Here is a 17,410-nt window from a genome sequence, read left to right on the forward strand (position 1 = left end):
GCTTGGTGCACCGGGGTACCACCCCCAGCTTGCCGGCCCACCCTGCCGGTCCTACAACCACTCTTCCGGTCCTTTAGCGATGCCAAACCGATCGGCCCTGAGCATGGAAGCAATGCGTCGTGACCGTCCGCTTCGCGAACATGCAAGGCTCTCGCCTCACGCACCGCTTGCGCGGCCACCCTATCCGGTGCATCTCTGGATGCGAGCCTGCCTTCGCGTGGATTGCGTCCACACGCCTGCGGCCCTTGCCGTGATGGGTGATTACCTGTTGCGCCGTTCTGGTACCGGTGGCGCCCCCCGGATCGATATTTGCTCAGAAGCCTGCGTTCGCCGTCATTCGGCACGCAAAGCAGCTCCCCACCCCAAAGTCAGATCATCCCCGCCGCAGTGTTTTGGGCTTCGTGATCCGCACCCAGCCACGCGGCTGTAAGGGTGTCGGGCATACGCGGAATTTCCACAGAGCACCTGTCCGGTGTCCGGCTTCGGAATTGTCCGCACTACGGTCTATTTTCACAAACAGACCGCCAATCGGCTTGGTATCGCGGTGTCCGGTGTCCTCACTATCCGACACGGTCCACTTGATTTGATTGAAAAAAAAGCCGGTGCAATTTCCGGCATGAACAGTGAGCCCTGCAGTACCCCTCCGTACGGAAGGATCGAAGGCCGTTTTGTGCCGCGCAATGGCGGCGGAGTCGATGCGTCGGGGACGCGGTAGGTGCGCCAAGCATAAACCACGGAACGAATCACTGGCAACGTATCACACCGCAAATCGATCAGCTTTCGGCGCTTGACTTCGGCTTTTCAACGGTAGAGTGGGTGATAGCGATGTGCCACGAAGTCGGTCCACGTCGGAGCAGGTGGGACTTGGGCAAATCAAGTGCCACCATGTGCCATCAAAGTCCTCGGACATGGTGGCACTAGATAGGACATGGCGCCGCCAAGTGCCACTTGGTGGGACTTGCTCGGACCAGGACGCAGACTCTCTCCCGATGGAGCATCGACCGAAACAAACTCAATCCATCAAGGTAGCTGACATGAAACAACAGAACGAACTTATCAAGCACCCGACCATCGCCATCGACGTAGGCTACGGCAATACGAAAACCGCTTGGGCAATGGGCGCCGAGATCGCAACGAACATGTTCCCGTCGCTTGCTCCGCTCGCAGCAAACAGCTCCCTCAACGCCTTCGGCGGGGGCGTGTTCAAAGGCCGGAATGTCCTCAACGTCGAAGTTGACGGTGCGCGGTATGAGGTCGGCCCCGGCGTATCGATCAGTGGCGCGCATGTGCACACCGGCCGTTCGCTATCTGAGGACTTCGCGACCACCGCCGGCTACGCCGCTCTACTGGCAGGAGCGTTGCACTACGCCGGCGCGCGCGAAGTGGACCGTCTCGTGCTCGGCCTGCCGGTCCACAACACGCAAAAGTATGCAGCCCACCTCAAAGAGCGTTTCGCAGGCACGCACAATTTTGGGTGGGGAGACATACATGTCGGTAGCGTGCTGCCACTGCCCCAACCGCTTGGCACACTCATTCACTATATTCAGCAACGCGGCAAACAATACGACCCCGACAACTCGTATCTTGTCATCGATGTTGGCTATTTCACGACCGACTGGGTGGTCGCCCGCGGCTACACGGTCGACGACACGCGCAGCGGTGGCGTTCCAGGCGGCGCAGCGCGCATCTATCAGCAGGTCGCAAGCCTGATCACTGCCGACCGCAACCAACCGGATGTCGGCATCGAGCGCATCGACCAGGCCATTAGGGACGCCAAGCCGCTCGTGTATTTTGGGGAGGATCTGGATATGGGACCGTATCTGTCTGAAGCGATGGCGCTCACGAATCAGCCCGTAAAGGAAATCCAGACGCGCGTCGGCCGAACCGACGACTTGCGTGCCATCATCCTGACCGGCGGCGGCGCGCAGCTCTATGCACCGGCCATTCGCGCTGCGTTTCCCCTGAACCCCATCCACATGATGGACTCTCCCTGTTTCGCGAATGTGCGCGGCTTCTACACGATCGGTGCCGCCACTCGGCAGGCAAGCCGAGCCGCGTAAGGTAAGGCCATGGATAAGGTTCAAATGACCGTGACGCTGGTCGAGCCAGATTTGCTCGCTTACCTGCGTCAGTTCTCAGATCCACGAGAGCGGTCCTTCATGCTGCGCATGTTGGCATTGCGGGGACTCCAGTCAGGACGGGCCAGCGGGCAAGAGGCCGTGGTCTGGCCACCAGTGTCAGGTTCACCGGCGGGCGGCCTAGATTCCACGCCAGTGCGGACGCCTGCTCCCATAACTCAGGAGCCGATAATGCGAGGTGCCGTGCCTCGACCACACAACGAGGCACCGCTATCAGTGCCGACGGTAGCTGCGCCTCCTGCAGCGACAGGACCAATGCAAGGCGCGATGGAGGGGAATGATAGCGACCTCGTCGACCCCTTGGCCGGCATCGACATTGGAGCGCTTAATGACGCTATGGCCCGGTACTAGCCTAGGGCTTGACCGCCAACAGTTATGTGGCAAGCTACAGAAAACCTGACGGAGAGATCCACATGAAATTTTTCGACTTCCTCTCGACCAACCATGACATTAATCGATTCGTTTTCGGCACCGTGATCTGCTACTGCGTGGTGGAAGCTGTCGTGGCAGTCTACCGAGGTGCCAAGGCACGCAAGAAAGCGTAGGCCAAGTGCGCACGCCACAAAAAAAAAACCCAGCGATATGATCGCTGGGCTTTTTGTTTAAGGTTTGGGCTCACATCAGTGAAGCGTGCCAGGGGCAAGGCAGAAATCCACCGCCGATTCATACGAAAGATTGCTTTCGACCAGCGTGAAGCTGTTGCTTGCGTCCTTCCTGTAGACGTGGAAGAACTGTGCCTCTGACTTCCACGCTTGGACATCCTGAGTTGCAGTGCTCCGCATGGCTTGGATGTGCAGCTTGTTCACGATCATCGTAAATCCTTTCTGTGGCATTGCATTCTCCGTTGAGACTGCCACAAGGGAATCCGCCCCTGTGGGCGAACCCACAGGGCAGAAATTGAGGCTTGCCGCGTATGCGGCGGAAGAAAACTAGGCGGCGACCGCCTGCTGCGAGATCTCGCGCAACTGATAGACCGTGCGCCATTCGTCGCAAAAATCGCTGCCCCGAACCTTCGGTCGATGCAGCACAACGTTGAAGCCTTCACGCCGAAGGCGCTTTTGCAGCGTGAGCGCGTCGGCCATGCCTGGCGATTTCCCAGTCTTCGCATCGACCTTGTCAAAGTCAGCGAAGATGTGCACCGTGTGAATCCCAAGGTCGTTCGGTACCACGAACTTGCTCATCAGCACTCGGTTCAGGCAAGACCAGGTCGGCACGCGAAACAGCATGTATGCGGCGTAGGCATTCTCGATGCCTTCGGCCACACCGATTTCGCCATGACGCGGCGCCATCAATCGGACAGCGCCCCCATCCAGCGGCAGCGCGCCCGTGTAGTTGCGCTTGCTAGGCAGGATCTCCCCATCATCCGACACGACTATTGCTTTCTCCGGCTTATCCGGATGCAACGACGTACGATGCACAGTGGCTAGCCTGCCATCTGCCAGCCTGTACTCGGCAATCATGGTCGGAAACTTCCCAACCACCTTTCGCTCGTGCCAATAGTCCTGCTCGGCCATGCGTAGCGACTGCGGGATGGGGGCGCGTAGCCCCGGCACCCTTGCCGCGAGGTAGCGCATGGCTGCATCGCCAGGTTGAACCGGCTTCGATTTGCTGACTTGCTTCATGACGCGCCTCATCAGCTCACTTGGCGGCACAACTTCGCGCGCCGGCACCCGTGCCGCAACCGGAGGAAGTGGCTCGCTGCACTGTCCATTGAGCCGACGCTTCAGCTCCGAGTAGGACATGTTGGTGTATCGACGGATCAACTCTAGACCGTCGCCACCAGCGGGACTGCCGTTATTGCACTTGCGACACACCCAGTCGCCGCGACCGCGGTTTCTGGTGTAAGAAAACCGGTCCTTGCCGCCACATATCGGGCAGGGACCAGGGCGACCGCGCCAGAAGGCATCCGTGAGGATGCCGGCTGGCAGATACTGAGCGATGAGGGCGTCCCACTGCTCTGCCTTCCAGCTCTTCACAATCACACTGATATCTTGCATGGGATGACTCCTGAGGGAGTTGGTGGGTCGATGCCTGTAAAACAGGCGAAGGAACGCTTGCTCAAAAGACATCCCGGTTTAACCAGAAGGTCTTTTCAGCATAGCGTCATGCGTAGGTGGAAGTGGGTGGATTGCGGCAAGGACCGCGCAGACAGGAGAGATGCCGCTACTTCTGCCGGATTCCGGCAGAAGTAGGGAAAATATGCACGACACAGTGTGACCTGGCGGTCGATGGGACTATCGCCCGCCCTTCGTTCGATGCGCCTTAGCGTCGGAAGGGAATTCCGTCGAGCGCCCTCACCGCATGGAATGGAATTTCCTCATCGAACCCGTCGAATCCATCACGCTGCGCGCCGCCACCGCCATAGCCGACTTGTTGCGCATTGCGTGCGCTGGCACCGCCGCTGGTCGATCGCTGCTGATGACGTTGACCATGCAACTGGTCTTCGCTTGCGCGACGTCCAGCGCCCTCGCTCGCGTCATCATCAGCCGATTGACCGCCTTGGCGCCCTCCCAGCATCTGCATCTGATCGGCAACGATCTCGGTGCTGTACTTATCCTGACCGGACTGATCCTGCCACTTGCGAGTACGGATGCGGCCCTCGATGTACACCGACGAGCCCTTCCTCAGATACTGGCCGGCGATTTCCGCCAGCTTCCCGAAGAATGCAATCCGGTGCCATTCGGTCGCTTCCTTGAACTCGTTGGACTGCTTGTCCTTGTACCGATCGGTAGTAGCGATGCGGATATTGGTGACGGCGTCACCGCTGGGCAGATAACGGGTTTCGGGATCGGCACCGAGGTTGCCCACGAGGATTACTTTGTTAACGGATGCCATATGCTTCCTTGTCAATGAATGCGATTGATCGACCAGACCCAGCGGTCCCAGAGCTTTTGCTCGCCTGTTGTTCGATCACGAAGGGGCTGCCCCGTCGTTTGGTCGAATGCAGGAACTTTCTCTTTATAGAGGCGTTTGACGCCGACGCGCTCGCCCACCTTGCAACGGGCATCAGCCAGGACATCCTTCAGGCCCTCGCCTTGCAGCGTCTTCACGCCAGCGCCCGTATCGAGTTTCACTGCAAACGATGTGTAGGTGCGTTTTCCGCCAGGCTTTCGGTTGGGGAACTCCATTTCTCCCCATTCGAGCAGCGTGCCGACGGTGTACGTCGACGACGAAGCGTCAGATGCAGAAGTCTGGGGACGATGCACCGCACGATCATCTAGCTGACCAGCCTTTTGAAGGCCAGTGGAATGCTGCCTAACAACCTCCGCTTTGGAATCCTCCTGCCGCGACACTGAAGCGCTCAGCTTTGCGTCACGCACGACTCTCTCCGCAACGGACTGCAGGGTGTCGCCATCTGCGTCGTGCACGCCGACCTTGCTCCATCGCGGCATCACTTCGGGCAACAACTTGTCACCGAACGCCGTGTGTTGGATCGTCCGGTCGAATACGGCCCTGAAATGCACCACGCGATCGCCCTCATCCCGAAAGAGATGGGGCACGCCGCCAATGTGGATCTGAAATTCATTGTCTGCGCCGGTTCCCACATGAACTTTCGCGCTGGGTGGTGTAGGGTTCTTGTGGCCAAGCAAAGAAATGGCCGCTTGCTTGAAAAGATTGAAGAGTGACATGGGGAAATCAGAGAAGAGACCCGCAGCACTGTCTGCGCACCTCATCGAGGTCGGCTTTCAGGCGAGCATGGTTAAGGATGACGTCCTGTAGCACCTCGGGACTCACGCCGCACACTGCACAGACGTAGGTATAGGGCAGTGCACCGTCCCAGTAACCGAAGATCCAGCCGAGGGTCATGGAGTAGTCCTCCAGGTCCAGTGAAGACTTGTTGCGGATCCGGTCACGTAAGAGATCAGCACAATCGACTAGTGACTCTGGCATGTTGTCGCCGCGACGGCTGTCACAAGCCAAGCTGATAAGCGCGTCGATCATCTGCTCCCGAACCGATTCGCTCCAAAGCGAGGGGTCGGGCAGTGGATCGACTTTCGGAGGAGGCACAACGATAGCGGCCGCTTCACCGAAGAAGTCCAGCTGCCACCCTACTGCCGTTGTTTCCAAGATGGTCTCCGGACGAGTATCCGAAGACCCACCTGTCGGCGGGTATCGAATACCCGCGACAGGTGGAATGAGGCCGCCCAGAATTGGGCGGCTAGAAGTTAGGAACGGTCATGCGTTCCGGTGCGACGGATAGGCGTAACCACTGCCGAGCGTTCGTACTGCGTCTCGGGCGGTTGCGCCGGTTGAACCGGGGTAGCCTTACGTTCTGCCGGATTGTCCGGCGTCGATACCTTCGGCGCTGCCGGTACGACCTTGCTCCACTGGACCGCCTTCTCCTTCAGGTAAAAGAACAGAACAGCAGAGACAAACATTGCAACGATGAACGACTGCGAAGCTGAAAACAGGGCCAAGGACCATGCGAGAAGCTTGAGCGGGCGCTTGATGAGGTTGTTGGCAAAGGATTCCATGGTTTCTCTCGAGAAACGTTAAAAGGGATTTCCTGGCGGATGCCAGGCGATTCTTCGATGCTCGGACGAGCAAGGAATCCATGGAAGCGCGCATCACAACGCGCTTAAGGCATGCAATGCATGTCTTAAAGGCGCTATCTATGTGCGGCGGAAAATCAGGGGAAATTGGCGGTACGTGGCGCGATGTTACCGGCGCGACATGGAGGCTGGGTAGCCACCGCGATATCGATGCGTCTGTGACGCTGGAGGTGAGGTAACTCTACACCCGAATAAGTGGCCTGGCAAGGCTCGCTCGTATAGCGGCTTTGACCGCGAATTAGACGTCCGGGAACTGAGCTTTCGCCCATTTTGAAAGGAACATGTTCCTTTTCTTCGCCCTTTTAGCGGGTCGTTATCACGCAACCTGTATAGACAGGCAGTCCCCCCTGAAGTGGCACTAACCTTAAAATGCCTAAGCCCAAGTCGTTAAAAGAAGTACTGAAGTACCGCTGATTCGAGCTTGGACGTTGAAAGCGATATGGTTTTGCCTCGCTTTCGGTCCTCACGAGTACTCGATAACGTCATAAGCTTCAGCCTGATCGCTGCATCTGTTTCTCGTCTCACTTGACATTGATTTTCGAGTGGTAGGTTGAAGGAGTTGCGGCGCATACGGGTCCGCATCACTCTCGGCGGTTTCAAGTGCGAAGCGCAACACCCCTTGGTTATTGAACAGGAAGCCGGTCCGTGGGATTGGCCAGAACCTGAGCGAGGACTTGTAGCGGGGAGTGCCAGTTCAGGGTTTTGCGCGGGCGGCCGTTGAGGCTGTCGGCGATGGCGTCAAGTTCCTCCTGCGAGTAGACGGACAGGTCGGTGCCCTTGGGTAAGTACTGGCGCAGCAGACCATTGGTGTTCTCACAGGTGCCGCGCTGCCAGGGGCTGTGCGGGTCGCAGAAGTACACTCGCACGCCAGTGGCGGCGCTCAGTTCGGCGTGCCTGGCCATCTCTCGACCCTGGTCGTAGGTCAGGGTCTGGCGCAGCGGCGCCACCAGGGATTGCAGCTTCCCGGTAAAGCCGGCCAGAGCCGATGCAGCGGTGGCGTCTGGCATCTTGACCAGCAGTACGGCGCGGCTCATGCGCTCAACCAGCACGCCTACGGCGGATTGGTTGCCCGCCCCCTTGATGAGGTCGCCCTCCCAGTGCCCGGGCATCAGCCTGTCGTTCACCTCGGGCGGGCGCACGTGAATGCTGACCATGTCGGGAATCTGGCCGCGCCGGTCGGTTCCACGCGAGCGCGGCAGACGCTTGGTTCGGGCCTGTCGCAAGCAGGCGATGAGCTGGCGGCGCAGCTCACCCCGCGGGTATGCGTAGATGGCGTTGTAGATGGTCTCGTGGGACACGTTGAGGTCGGGTTGGTCAGGAAAGGCCCGCTTGAGCGTAGCGGAGATTTCCTGGGGCGACCACTTCTGATCGAGGAAGTGGCGCACCACGCCCCACAATACGCCATCAGGAGCGAGCTTAGCGACCGGACGGCTGGCCTTGAGGCGTTGCGTACGGCAGGCTTGTGCGCTCATTGCGCCATAGCCGCCACGGGCGGTGGCATTGCGGCGAAGCTCACGCATCAGTGTCGAAGGCGCGCGGCCAAGCCTGCGGGCCATGGCCCGCAGGCTGACATCTTCTGCCTTCCAAATCTCGATGCGCATGCGTTCTTCGGGTTGTAGTTGTTGGTACTTCGTTCTCGTCATTCACCACACCTTACCGAATGGCAAGGTGTTGCACTTCAGATTTGAGGCCGCCCTCCTTTAATGACGGGGCAACAATGGATAACAAGGGAAACGAAGACAAAGACGAGAAGCCGCGATTCGATATCGTTAATCCGAGCGCATCGAACTCGTTACGCGAATTGGCCGTTCACCAGTTGGGCCAGTACGTCGACAATGCGGCAATAGGCCGGATCGTTCAGGCGGCGCAAGAGATCGAACTCTCTCGCCGACGCATCCTGAGCGAGCACACCGCCATCGGCTCGCGCATGTTCCAGATCTATCACGCGATCCTGACCTCAGTCCAGAAGCGCTTCGGGGCTGGAGAGCGCGCGCAGAGCGAGGCAGATGCCTTGCTGTATTCCTTCGCCGCCAAGGCGCTGCGAATCTCTCGAGGTTCGGCTATCAAGTATCTCCAGGCGTTTCACCACTTCTCCGACAACGCAGACGCCATCACCTTTCTGAACCTCGGCGAACTGACCATCCTGAAGCGCGCGGACATTACGGAAGAGGAGATCCAGCGGTTCATTGATGCACGTAAGGCCGATGAAACGTACTCGCGCAAGGACATCATCCCGTACATCGAATGGTCGCGCAAAACACACCAGGAGCTGAACAGCGTCATGGCTACGCTCCAGGCGGCCGAAGACCAGCTGAACGAGAGCCTCGAGCGCCAGCGTGACCTCGAAGCCCAGATGCGTGCCATGCGAGAACAGGCAAACGTTTCCGACGCCCAGAAGCTCGCGCAGAAGGAGCAACTGGACCGCTCCACGGCAGCGTTGAATTCACAGGCGAATACCGTCGAGTCGCTGCAGGTTCTCGTGCAGCGACTGACCACCGAGAAAACCGCACTGCAGAAGACCCTCGCTGAATCGAAGATCCGAGAGGTTGTCAGGGAGGTCCGGGTCGAAGTGGTGCCGCCGGAGTACAAGGACGTTGCAGAGGCGGTAATCGAGGCCAACCGGCAACTTGATGAGGCCAAGGCGCAATTGCGCGAGGCCCAGCAACACCTTGGTGACATCAACGTCCAGATTCAAGCGCATGAGTCTCAGGCGGCAGATTCCCGCAGCACAGCACTTCGCATCGATGGACTGTGCGCCGACTTAGACGACGCACTGAGTAAGCTCCGCGCGACGATCAAATCGATCAAGAAAAAGGAACACGGCGCGGCATTGCTGTCGCTGCGCCGTCGGGTTGAGTCCTTCCATAACGAACTGATTGGCCTCACTGGAGCCTGACATGCAAACGAACCCCTCGCGCTCGATCTTCGAGCAGTTCATTTTGCCAAGCTGGGTCCAGGATCGCGCCCTCTCGGCTAATCTTCGCATCAGCAACTACGTTGTAAACGCCGTGGCCGTGCGCCCGGAGTTGGAACGCGTCTTCCGCGTTACCCATAGCGATCTGTTCTCGTTGCGTAGCGATCAGACACACTCAAATAAGGTCTTCTGCACCCCGTTCCTTGCCTTCGCACCCGCGCTCTCCTCCGTCGCAGACTGGCGGTCGTTCATCGAGGGAGGGATCCCGACGATTACCATGGAGCGGTTGCAGGCGTCCTTGCCGGCGGATCTCTCAATCGTCGAGCGGCTCGCCCTCGAGCACACCAATCGGTCCTACATCACAGCGCTCTATGACATGTTGAACATGTCGGTGCTGGCCGCCCCACTGATCGGCATCTCCAATGAACTCGCCGCCTATCTCCGCTCGGTTCCACAGCACGAAATGGATGTCGCCATATCTGAGCGACTGGTTCCGCTGTTCCACTGGCGTTTCGCTGACGAGATGTTCTGGTTGGAGACCCACGCGGGAAGGCTGACGCGCGAACTCATTGCGCACTTCCTGATGGAGTCGTCGCCAATGCGTACGGACAAGCTGCCGCATTCGGAGCCGTGGGGCAAGTTCCGCCTCGAAAATTTTGTGCGCGATGCCCTCTTCGAAGCATTCCTCTACTTCGGGTGCCGTGCCAAGAGCGTGTCTTCGCTCTTCAATACCAGTCTCGAGGTCGCCCGCGACGCGTACCGCAGGATCCATGGCCGATCGTCGCCGTCTGGCCAGCCACCTTCGTCCTTGACTTGGTTCATCGAGACCCCGCCCCGCCGCGTGCAATCGACCTTCCAGATGTGGCTGTTTCGCTCTGCAATCGCGCGTGAAGTGTCGACGCCCGAGAGCTTCGTCGCCGCCATCGACATCAACAGAACGTTTTTTGCCGACGATTGCAAGGTGCCGCCTGAGCGTTCCATGCACCTGGCACGATCAATGGCCATGAGCGAGGAGCTCGCGGTCTGGCCTTGCCGGAAATGCGGCACGCCTTATCTGGCATCCAACTCATCGGACAAGATCGAACTGTTGCATTCCTTTACGTGTCCCTGCTGCAACGGAACACTGACTGCAACGCGCGGTGGGAATCGTCGCCGTAAATAGTAGACTTCGCTTCCCAATCACCCTGCCATGGAGCAGCATTTGTGAAAGACTGGATTACGATCGGCTTCAACTTCTTCCTGCCCGCCTATTTGGCTTTCCGTTGGTCTGGAAAGGAGAAACGTTCGAAATGGGCGTGGACGGTCGCCTGCTTCGTTTTTTCTTGGTTCGGGCTAATTGCATTCGCGCTGACCCGGCGAGGCTTACCCACGGTCGAAGAGTACGCTCGGACAAATCCCGGCAATGCTGCGGGCGGTATGTCTTGCAACCGCTGCGGGTCGCGCAGCATCCGGGTGTGGCGGGAGCAAGCTTTCATTAAGGTCCGGCAATACCACATCTGCAACCACTGCGGGACAACGCTGTACCGCTCACGGTAACCCCCCTTATTGGGGGTTAAGACCTAGAACTGCTCCGTCGATACAAGGACGGTCCGCAATCTTGTATTCTTGCGGTCCTTGCCACTTTTGACATTGATGAAATGCGCTTGCTGCTCGCGATCCTGCTGCCCTGGTTCCAGTTCTTCACGATCGGCCGTCCCTTTGCGGGGATTATTTGCCTGATCCTTCAGCTCACGATCATCGGGTGGATTCCGGCTGCGATCTGGTCGACCTACGCGCTAAGCCAGTACAAGACCGACAAGAAGATTCAGGCTGCCCTCAATAGCCGCGGTCGATAATTTTTTGCGGGCTTGACTTGCGGATTAAGCCCGTAGGATGGAATCAAGCGGTTCGAAACCGAATCGCGGTCCATCTTGAACAACAGAGGAAGAAAAAATGCAAAAGACCAAAATCGCTCTCTCCATCGTTTCTGCTGCTGCACTGCTGACCCTCGCCGCCTGTGGCGGCGGCGGTGGCGACAGCGCTGCTGTCACGCAGCAACCGGCAACACCGACGCCGCCGACGCCGTCTATCACTGTTCAGGGCAGCGCGGCAGCGGTTCAGGCGGACCCGTTGGCCGTCGTGTATGTGCCGCATACTGAAACGTCGACTCGGCCGGCCTTCCAGTCAATCTCGCATGCGGCATTTCCCGCGCAATATCAGAAAGCCACGCAAAGCGGTGCATACACACAGGTCGGGATCGACGCCAACAGCCTTATCACGCTGACCAGCGGTAAGGTGGTCGATGTGACCGGAAATGGGGACTACGCGATCGGCCGCTGGACCGATGGTTCGTCGACGATTGGCGCAGTCAACGTGAATCAGGGCGATCACTATGCCGTCGGCACGCCACTCAAGTTGTTGCAAGTTCTGGGCATTGGCAAGACCTTGGCGTGCACCCAAATCGCGTCGACCAGCCCAACAGCGGTGTCCGGAAACTTCCCTGTCGGCAAGCTGAATTCCGCCACTGCGGTAATTGACCTCAATGGCCCTACGCTGCAAACGCTCAACCTTGATGTGGCTATCGGCTCTGACGCGCACGCAACGGCAAACATTGTCGGCACCGTCTTGAACGGTGTGACGCAATCTAATGGTGTTCTGCATCACGTCCAAACGCTCGGGACGTCCCAGTCCCAACCGTTGCTCGCCATCGGTTACGCAATGCCCACACCGTCGAGCGGAGATGTCACGGGCGTAGTGATTCTGAAGTGCCAGTGATTCTCCGTAGCTCGTAGTAGATATCGGCCAGCCATGCTGGCCGATATTTTTTGTCCGCTAGTTGCAGGTGAATCCGAACCTACTGACCAACCCCTCCGTTCCGTCAGTGTACCGAACCATCAAATCGCTACAGTTGGCCATATAGACTTGCGCGACCGCTTTGCCGACACCCCCGCCGACACTGCGCCACACGCCAGATTGGCAAGACAGGATCTTGCCCGCGGAATCGCTCCGGATGGACCCTTGAGGATCACCGCAACCTTGGCCATCGTAGACCTGCTGTCCGCCTGCCGCCGAGGGGACAATTGCGCCGGCAGCAAATAGATACCCATTGGCTGTAACGTTTCCCGCGCTGCTAACATTACCATTCGAGGTCAGTTGACTCGCGACGACCTGACCAGTTGCTACCATATTGCCGTTGGACTGGACGTAGTTGCCGTACACGCCGTTTCCCGACATGTTTCCAGCTGCAGATACATTTCCGTAGGATTGGACCCCATTGCCGGCCAAGACGTTTCCCGTCACGTTACCGCTAGCGGCGACATTTCCGGCCGCCGACACGGACCCATTCGACTGGAAATTCCCAACTCGATTCATCGCCTGGTTGTTCGCGTCCATCGGGCCGGTCAAGTTCAGCGAGCCGTCTCGCTTGTAGAACTGGTTCATCGACTGGGCCAGCAACGAACTCGATCCGGTCCGCATCGCCAGCACACCCGAGGGCTGTGCAGCAACCGGATTCACCGTGGACCAGCTGGCGGACATGCCGGTGATTGTGGCCGGCGTCTCCGCATACGAAACGCCGGCGTCCTGCCCAGCCTTCGCCACAGCAAGACCCAGCAGGTCGGTCCGAACGCGGCCAACAGCGTCCCGGTATCCGGTCGTCGAGTACACCAGACCGGGGATCGAGCACGCGGTGATGTCAGCCCCGCAATTTGTTGGCGTCAGGTCCACACGGAACGAGAGACCCAGCGGGCTGATGTCCGTGTAGCCGATCGGCAGAAGTCCAAAGTTGATGAGATCCTGGACCGTCGGATGCAGCGGACTTGCCACCCCAATCGTCTTGCCGCCCACCGTGAGGTTGGTCGGGACGGTCGGGCTCTTCGCCAGGTCCGTAAATGCCTCGAATGTGTAGGTATTCACGGCCGAAGCGATGTTTGCCATGTAGTTGCCCGTGCCGACCGACTGAACCTCTTCAATCTCCGCGTACGTCCACGGCACCGATGCCATTAGTGCGACGCTGCTCAGCGCCAGCCCCATAGCGTAGTTCGACATCAACATATTCCACTCTCCTATGCCAAAGCCCGGCCAACGGCCGGGCAGTCTATCCGCGCGTCAGGCCGCGATCAGGACATGAATAGGTCGATCGTGTTGCTGTCGCTAGAGCACTTGACCTGCGTCATGTTCACATTGCCCCCGACGTCTTTGATGGTGGTGCCATTGACCACGATCTTGCCGGCGCTGCTCTGAAAGGCCGAAGCGATCTGCGTGCAGGCAGCATCGGGCTGATTCGGGATGGTGTACTGCACAGAATCGTTTGCGGTCAGCAGCTTGCCCGGCACGATCGTTAGCGTGCCGCCGCCAGGCTGCACGGTGACCGTTCCGCTATCGACCGTCATCGTCGTCAGGTCTTTGAACGTGCCGTTGTCGACCACCGACGCAACCGTGACCGTGGCGTACCGGCCGCGATAGTTGGTCTTGACCTTGCCCATCACTTTGTTCAGCTCGGTCGTGAACTGCTGGACCTGCGAGTCTGTCGAGTTGCCTGAGAAGAGCACCAGGATGGCAACGAGAGAGAAGGCGACGAGCAGCAGGTAGAAGCCGTATTCGTCCAGAATGCCACCGTGCTGGCCACGAAGCCGCGGATTGCTCCGAATTCGCTTCCATTGCTCGGCACGGCTCAGGCGGTTGAGCGGTACCGGATTCTCGCCCGCCGTCGTTTCGCGAGCCGCCGCGTTGGTTTGGAGGTTGTTGTCCATAGTTCAGCCTTGTTCGTCAATTGGATGGGAGGGTGGAGGGGTTGATGCTCTTCTGATGCGTCTTGATGCCGTGCACCTGCATGCTCTTCTTCAGCTCACGCGCCATAAACGCCGGCATGAATGCGAGGGCTGTAATCAGGACGATCAGCAGAACGGAGGAACGCCGGTTGAACTTCGACGCTCGCTGTTCGAGTTCGCGCGGCGCGGTCTTCAACACCGTCACCGATACCGTGTTCAGCATCTTGGAAAGGTCGTCCTCATATTCCGCGATGTCCTGGATCCGATAGGTGGTGTCACGGTCAAAGAGCCCCGTGTCGAACATCTTTCCGCCGGCATTGGGCGACTCTTCAAGCGTCGCCTCGATACGCCGGATGTGCTGGGCGAGATAGGGGTACGCGTTGGCGCGCATCATCTCCAGCGCGTTGGTCAGGTTGTTCATATCGCCGCCGAAGCGCTGCGTCACCGCAGACATGGCCGCGAGGAACTGTGCGCCCTGAAAGCGCCGGAAGAAGTCGAAGATGATGACGTTCTTGTCCAGCCATGCGCGGTACGGTCCCGTGTAGTTGCGAAGCGCACGAAGCACCCACCATACGAGCCCCACCTCACCCAGGAGGACGAGCCAGCCCCACTCGCGCAGGAAGGTGGTACCCAGATGGAATGCGCGGGCAATCGGCCCGTAGCCGTCGACGGGGAGGAGGTTTGCGAAGCTGCGGTCCAGCATCGGCGCCACAATAAAGGCCATGACGCCAAGGTAGACGTGCAGAATGATGAGCGTGATGCCCATGCTCGCCAGCAGCAGCAAGATGTTGGACTTGGCCTCGCTCATCGCGCGGAGGTTTTCCGCCAATCGGAACAACCCGTCTTTGACATCGCCGCCCTGCTCGGCCACCGCCAGGATAGCGAGGTCTTCGTCAGGAACTGTGCCCCGAAAAATTTCGGCCAGCCGCGATTCCTGCGTCTGCCCGTCGAGACCTTCGTAGCGCGCCAGCCATAGCGCTGCCAGCAGACCCAGCGGCTCGCCGGCGCGACGGGCTGCATCCTTTGCAAAATGGTTCGAGATCGGCTCACCCGGCATCTTCTCGATGCGCATGGCGAGGTCGTAGTAATAGTCCGCGCGCTTGGGCGAGAACTCCAGCTTTGCGAACCACAGCTTGTCCGGAAAGCGCCCCGTCGCACCACCGATGCTCTCGGCGGCCGCGGCGTACTTCTTGCGCTTGATCGCGGCAAGTGCGTCTTTCAATCGTTGCATCATTGTCGAGCTCCCGTCAGTCGCTTCAACTTCGCTTCATACGCATCCAGAGACAGAATCCGCTCGGCCTGGCGCGGATCCACCGTGCCGGCGAACACGTGATACATGGCCACTTCGAATACCGACTTGCCGGTACTGTCCGGTACGTCGAAACCGGTCACGCGCTTTTCGCGTTGATGGGCCTGCAATTCGATCGCGCGCGCATCGCGGATGTACATGAGGTCCAGCTCGTCCGGCTCGAACATCTCGGCGGCCATGACGCGGCCACGAATGCCATTCAGATCAGGCAGGTTCGCTCGCCGGCATTTGTCGCATCCGGCTTCGCGCCGTACGCGGATACCCTCGATGTCGAACTGGAACAGGCGCTCGATCTGCTGGAGCTTCGCCGCACCCAGAATGTTCTTGGCTTCCTCGCCGTGATGGCCGCAGTCGCACGTCTTGGCGAGCAGCGCCTGGTACACGTAGAGGTTCACAAAGCCGGGAGTGGCCAACACGCTGCGCGGAATCTGCAGTTCACTGTCAGCCAGGCGGTCGGTGGCCGCCGTGGCCGAGGGCGCGTGCAGCGTGGTCATCGCACGCAGGCCCGCGCCGGCAACGTCGCGGAACAGCCCTGCAGACTCAAAATCCCGCACCTCGCCAACCATCACGAAATGGGGATTCATCCGCTTGAGCTGACGCTTGGCAACGATGAACGGATCTTCTTCCCGGTTTGAGCCATCCAGTTGGCGTGCCACCGAGAAATGGTGCGTGCCATGAGCCATCAATTCGACCGGGTCTTCGATCGACATCTTGTTCATCCAGGACGGCAGGCGCTGCATGACGGCGTGCGCGGTGGTCGTCTTCCCGGAGCCCACCGTGCCGACCAGCACCACCCCGCCGCCCATCTGCATCGTGCAGCGGTCGATGACATCCGCCTGCTGCTGGAAGAAGTGCAAGTCTTTGACAAAATCGACCTGAGTCGTCGTCGCGTTCTCGGGATTCATACGCATGACGGTCACGTGACCGTCCGCGCTCTGCATCGAGGCCCACCGGAACACCATCGGCACGCCGTCAACCACCGTCCGGATGCTCGTCTGCTGCGGCTGCACGCGGCTGAACACCCCGTGGGAGCCGCCCTTACCTTTCTGGAAGACGTGAGACAGCATGTCCAGCAGGTCGGTCGTGCGCAGGCGAAACTCGGGCGGCAGAACCAGATGGCCATCGATGGCGAAACGGATCTGCGACAGCTCGCTGTTGTCCTTCACCTCGAAGTGGATGTCGGATGCCTGCTCGCGCTTGGCGAACTGCGCTGCAGCGAGGAAGGTCTGCCACAGGCCGCTCGCATTGCGCAGCCCCGTGGTCTGGATGCCTTCCTGACGTGTACTGCCTTCGACGCCGCGCGACAGCGCAGTCATGACCTGCGGAGTGGCCGTGTAAAACAGCGGGTCGGCGGCGTCCCAGCGCAACTTCGCCTGACGCAGGATCTCGTCCGTATAGTCCGAGTACCGCATATCGGCCAACAGGATGAACGCGAACTTGCCGCGCTGGCCATCGGCCGCCGCCTCGATCAGCACCGGGCAAATCTGGTGCCGCAGTGATTGCGCCAACGAGAGATCGTCGTACAGCACCCGCGAGAACGGTGGCAGATCATCGGTCGTTCGCACCTCCGTACAACCGACGTCGCTCATCTCGGGCAGTGAAAGGGAGGGTTCGGCGTGCACGGGCGCCGCGGCGACCTGCGCCGTGCCCGCGCGAGCCGCACCCGCGCCGGATATGACCATGATTCCGCCGGCGGCCTCGGGCACCAGCCCCTTTTTGGAGCGTTCAAAGAGTCGCACGATGGACTC

Annotated in this window: 18 protein-coding genes; 7 read left to right on the forward strand and 11 right to left on the reverse strand. The window is 59.5% G+C overall.

Annotated elements, in window-relative coordinates; all coding sequences use genetic code 11:
• Positions 1-1,034: 1,034 nt before the first annotated feature.
• Both RMET_RS31500 and RMET_RS34435 read left to right on the forward strand, forming a co-directional pair.
• Positions 1,035-2,060 carry a PRTRC system protein D gene (locus RMET_RS31500; protein WP_011239920.1) on the forward strand — a complete coding sequence of 342 codons (1,026 nt, stop codon included), beginning with the start codon at positions 1,035-1,037 and terminating at the stop codon, positions 2,058-2,060.
• Between the two features lie 491 nt (positions 2,061-2,551).
• A complete protein-coding gene (locus RMET_RS34435; protein WP_011514933.1) occupies positions 2,552-2,683 on the forward strand; it encodes a hypothetical protein in 132 nt (43 codons plus the stop codon).
• A gap of 75 nt (positions 2,684-2,758) precedes the next feature.
• On the opposite strand, the gene RMET_RS31505 is transcribed toward RMET_RS34435, so the two are convergent.
• The 7 genes from RMET_RS31505 to RMET_RS31535 form a co-directional block, all read right to left on the reverse strand.
• The gene (locus RMET_RS31505) at positions 2,759-2,971 is read right to left on the reverse strand and encodes a hypothetical protein (RefSeq protein ID WP_008649401.1); all 213 of its coding nucleotides are present in this window, start codon (positions 2,969-2,971) and stop codon (positions 2,759-2,761) included.
• Between the two features lie 96 nt (positions 2,972-3,067).
• Positions 3,068-4,135, reverse strand: a complete 1,068-nt coding sequence (locus tag RMET_RS31510) for a DUF7146 domain-containing protein (protein WP_011514906.1) — start codon at positions 4,133-4,135, stop codon at positions 3,068-3,070.
• A gap of 265 nt (positions 4,136-4,400) precedes the next feature.
• Positions 4,401-4,973 (reverse strand): single-stranded DNA-binding protein, encoded by a 573-nt coding sequence (locus tag RMET_RS31515; protein WP_011239918.1) that lies wholly within the window; start codon positions 4,971-4,973, stop codon positions 4,401-4,403.
• An 11-nt stretch (positions 4,974-4,984) separates the two neighbouring features.
• A complete protein-coding gene (locus RMET_RS31520; RefSeq protein ID WP_011514907.1) occupies positions 4,985-5,767 on the reverse strand; it encodes a hypothetical protein in 783 nt (260 codons plus the stop codon).
• Between the two features lie 7 nt (positions 5,768-5,774).
• Positions 5,775-6,206, reverse strand: a complete 432-nt coding sequence (locus RMET_RS31525) for a hypothetical protein (RefSeq protein WP_008649407.1) — start codon at positions 6,204-6,206, stop codon at positions 5,775-5,777.
• 98 nt (positions 6,207-6,304) lie between these two features.
• Positions 6,305-6,613, reverse strand: a complete 309-nt coding sequence (locus tag RMET_RS31530) for a hypothetical protein (protein ID WP_011514908.1) — start codon at positions 6,611-6,613, stop codon at positions 6,305-6,307.
• Positions 6,614-7,314: 701 nt separating this feature from the next.
• Positions 7,315-8,334, reverse strand: a complete 1,020-nt coding sequence (locus tag RMET_RS31535) for an IS30-like element IS1086 family transposase (protein ID WP_011239917.1) — start codon at positions 8,332-8,334, stop codon at positions 7,315-7,317.
• Positions 8,335-8,408: 74 nt separating this feature from the next.
• Between RMET_RS31535 and RMET_RS31540 the strand changes: the two genes are divergently transcribed.
• The 5 genes from RMET_RS31540 (at position 8,409) to RMET_RS31555 (ending at position 12,359) form a co-directional block, all read left to right on the forward strand.
• On the forward strand, positions 8,409-9,587 hold the full coding sequence (locus tag RMET_RS31540) for a coiled-coil domain-containing protein (RefSeq protein ID WP_011239916.1): 1,179 nt from the start codon (positions 8,409-8,411) through the stop codon (positions 9,585-9,587).
• Position 9,588: 1 nt separating this feature from the next.
• Complete coding sequence (locus tag RMET_RS31545) at positions 9,589-10,767, forward strand: FlhC family transcriptional regulator (protein ID WP_011239915.1); 1,179 nt, start codon at positions 9,589-9,591, stop codon at positions 10,765-10,767.
• Positions 10,768-10,808: 41 nt separating this feature from the next.
• Positions 10,809-11,141 carry a PLDc N-terminal domain-containing protein gene (locus tag RMET_RS33405; protein WP_011514909.1) on the forward strand — a complete coding sequence of 111 codons (333 nt, stop codon included), beginning with the start codon at positions 10,809-10,811 and terminating at the stop codon, positions 11,139-11,141.
• Between the two features lie 101 nt (positions 11,142-11,242).
• Positions 11,243-11,440, forward strand: a complete 198-nt coding sequence (locus RMET_RS31550; RefSeq protein ID WP_011239914.1) for a YqaE/Pmp3 family membrane protein — start codon at positions 11,243-11,245, stop codon at positions 11,438-11,440.
• A gap of 97 nt (positions 11,441-11,537) precedes the next feature.
• Entirely contained in the window at positions 11,538-12,359 is an 822-nt protein-coding gene (locus RMET_RS31555; RefSeq protein ID WP_011239913.1) for a hypothetical protein, read from the forward strand.
• Between the two features lie 57 nt (positions 12,360-12,416).
• Here the strand turns inward: RMET_RS31555 and RMET_RS31560 are convergent, their stop codons facing one another.
• The 4 genes from RMET_RS31560 to RMET_RS31575 all read right to left on the reverse strand — a co-directional run bounded on the left by RMET_RS31560 (position 12,417) and on the right by RMET_RS31575 (position 17,401).
• A complete protein-coding gene (locus RMET_RS31560; RefSeq protein ID WP_011239912.1) occupies positions 12,417-13,637 on the reverse strand; it encodes an adhesin in 1,221 nt (406 codons plus the stop codon).
• A gap of 65 nt (positions 13,638-13,702) precedes the next feature.
• Positions 13,703-14,335, reverse strand: coding sequence for a type 4 pilus major pilin (locus tag RMET_RS31565; protein WP_011239911.1), 633 nt, complete (start codon positions 14,333-14,335; stop codon positions 13,703-13,705).
• Between the two features lie 16 nt (positions 14,336-14,351).
• Positions 14,352-15,425, reverse strand: a complete 1,074-nt coding sequence (locus RMET_RS31570; protein WP_232310531.1) for a type II secretion system F family protein — start codon at positions 15,423-15,425, stop codon at positions 14,352-14,354.
• A 158-nt stretch (positions 15,426-15,583) separates the two neighbouring features.
• Positions 15,584-17,401, reverse strand: a complete 1,818-nt coding sequence (locus RMET_RS31575; RefSeq protein ID WP_011239909.1) for an ATPase, T2SS/T4P/T4SS family — start codon at positions 17,399-17,401, stop codon at positions 15,584-15,586.
• Positions 17,402-17,410: the final 9 nt, after the last annotated feature.

This window comes from Cupriavidus metallidurans CH34 (assembly GCF_000196015.1).
In the GTDB taxonomy this organism is placed as follows: Bacteria; Pseudomonadota; Gammaproteobacteria; order Burkholderiales; family Burkholderiaceae; genus Cupriavidus; species Cupriavidus metallidurans.

What these genes read in the sequence shown, in the direction of transcription:
- RMET_RS31505 (WP_008649401.1), bottom strand. Translation starts at nt 2,971, where the DNA reads ATGCCACAGAAAGGATTTACGATGATCGTGAACAAGCTGCACATCCAA.
- RMET_RS31540 (WP_011239916.1), top strand. Translation starts at nt 8,409, where the DNA reads ATGGATAACAAGGGAAACGAAGACAAAGACGAGAAGCCGCGATTCGAT.
- RMET_RS31550 (WP_011239914.1), top strand. Translation starts at nt 11,243, where the DNA reads ATGCGCTTGCTGCTCGCGATCCTGCTGCCCTGGTTCCAGTTCTTCACG.
- RMET_RS31535 (WP_011239917.1), bottom strand. Translation starts at nt 8,334, where the DNA reads ATGACGAGAACGAAGTACCAACAACTACAACCCGAAGAACGCATGCGC.
- RMET_RS31520 (WP_011514907.1), bottom strand. Translation starts at nt 5,767, where the DNA reads ATGTCACTCTTCAATCTTTTCAAGCAAGCGGCCATTTCTTTGCTTGGC.
- RMET_RS31555 (WP_011239913.1), top strand. Translation starts at nt 11,538, where the DNA reads ATGCAAAAGACCAAAATCGCTCTCTCCATCGTTTCTGCTGCTGCACTG.
- RMET_RS31500 (WP_011239920.1), top strand. Translation starts at nt 1,035, where the DNA reads ATGAAACAACAGAACGAACTTATCAAGCACCCGACCATCGCCATCGAC.
- RMET_RS31545 (WP_011239915.1), top strand. Translation starts at nt 9,589, where the DNA reads ATGCAAACGAACCCCTCGCGCTCGATCTTCGAGCAGTTCATTTTGCCA.
- RMET_RS34435 (WP_011514933.1), top strand. Translation starts at nt 2,552, where the DNA reads ATGAAATTTTTCGACTTCCTCTCGACCAACCATGACATTAATCGATTC.
- RMET_RS31515 (WP_011239918.1), bottom strand. Translation starts at nt 4,973, where the DNA reads ATGGCATCCGTTAACAAAGTAATCCTCGTGGGCAACCTCGGTGCCGAT.
- RMET_RS31560 (WP_011239912.1), bottom strand. Translation starts at nt 13,637, where the DNA reads ATGTTGATGTCGAACTACGCTATGGGGCTGGCGCTGAGCAGCGTCGCA.
- RMET_RS31530 (WP_011514908.1), bottom strand. Translation starts at nt 6,613, where the DNA reads ATGGAATCCTTTGCCAACAACCTCATCAAGCGCCCGCTCAAGCTTCTC.
- RMET_RS31510 (WP_011514906.1), bottom strand. Translation starts at nt 4,135, where the DNA reads ATGCAAGATATCAGTGTGATTGTGAAGAGCTGGAAGGCAGAGCAGTGG.
- RMET_RS31565 (WP_011239911.1), bottom strand. Translation starts at nt 14,335, where the DNA reads ATGGACAACAACCTCCAAACCAACGCGGCGGCTCGCGAAACGACGGCG.
- RMET_RS31570 (WP_232310531.1), bottom strand. Translation starts at nt 15,425, where the DNA reads ATGCGCATCGAGAAGATGCCGGGTGAGCCGATCTCGAACCATTTTGCA.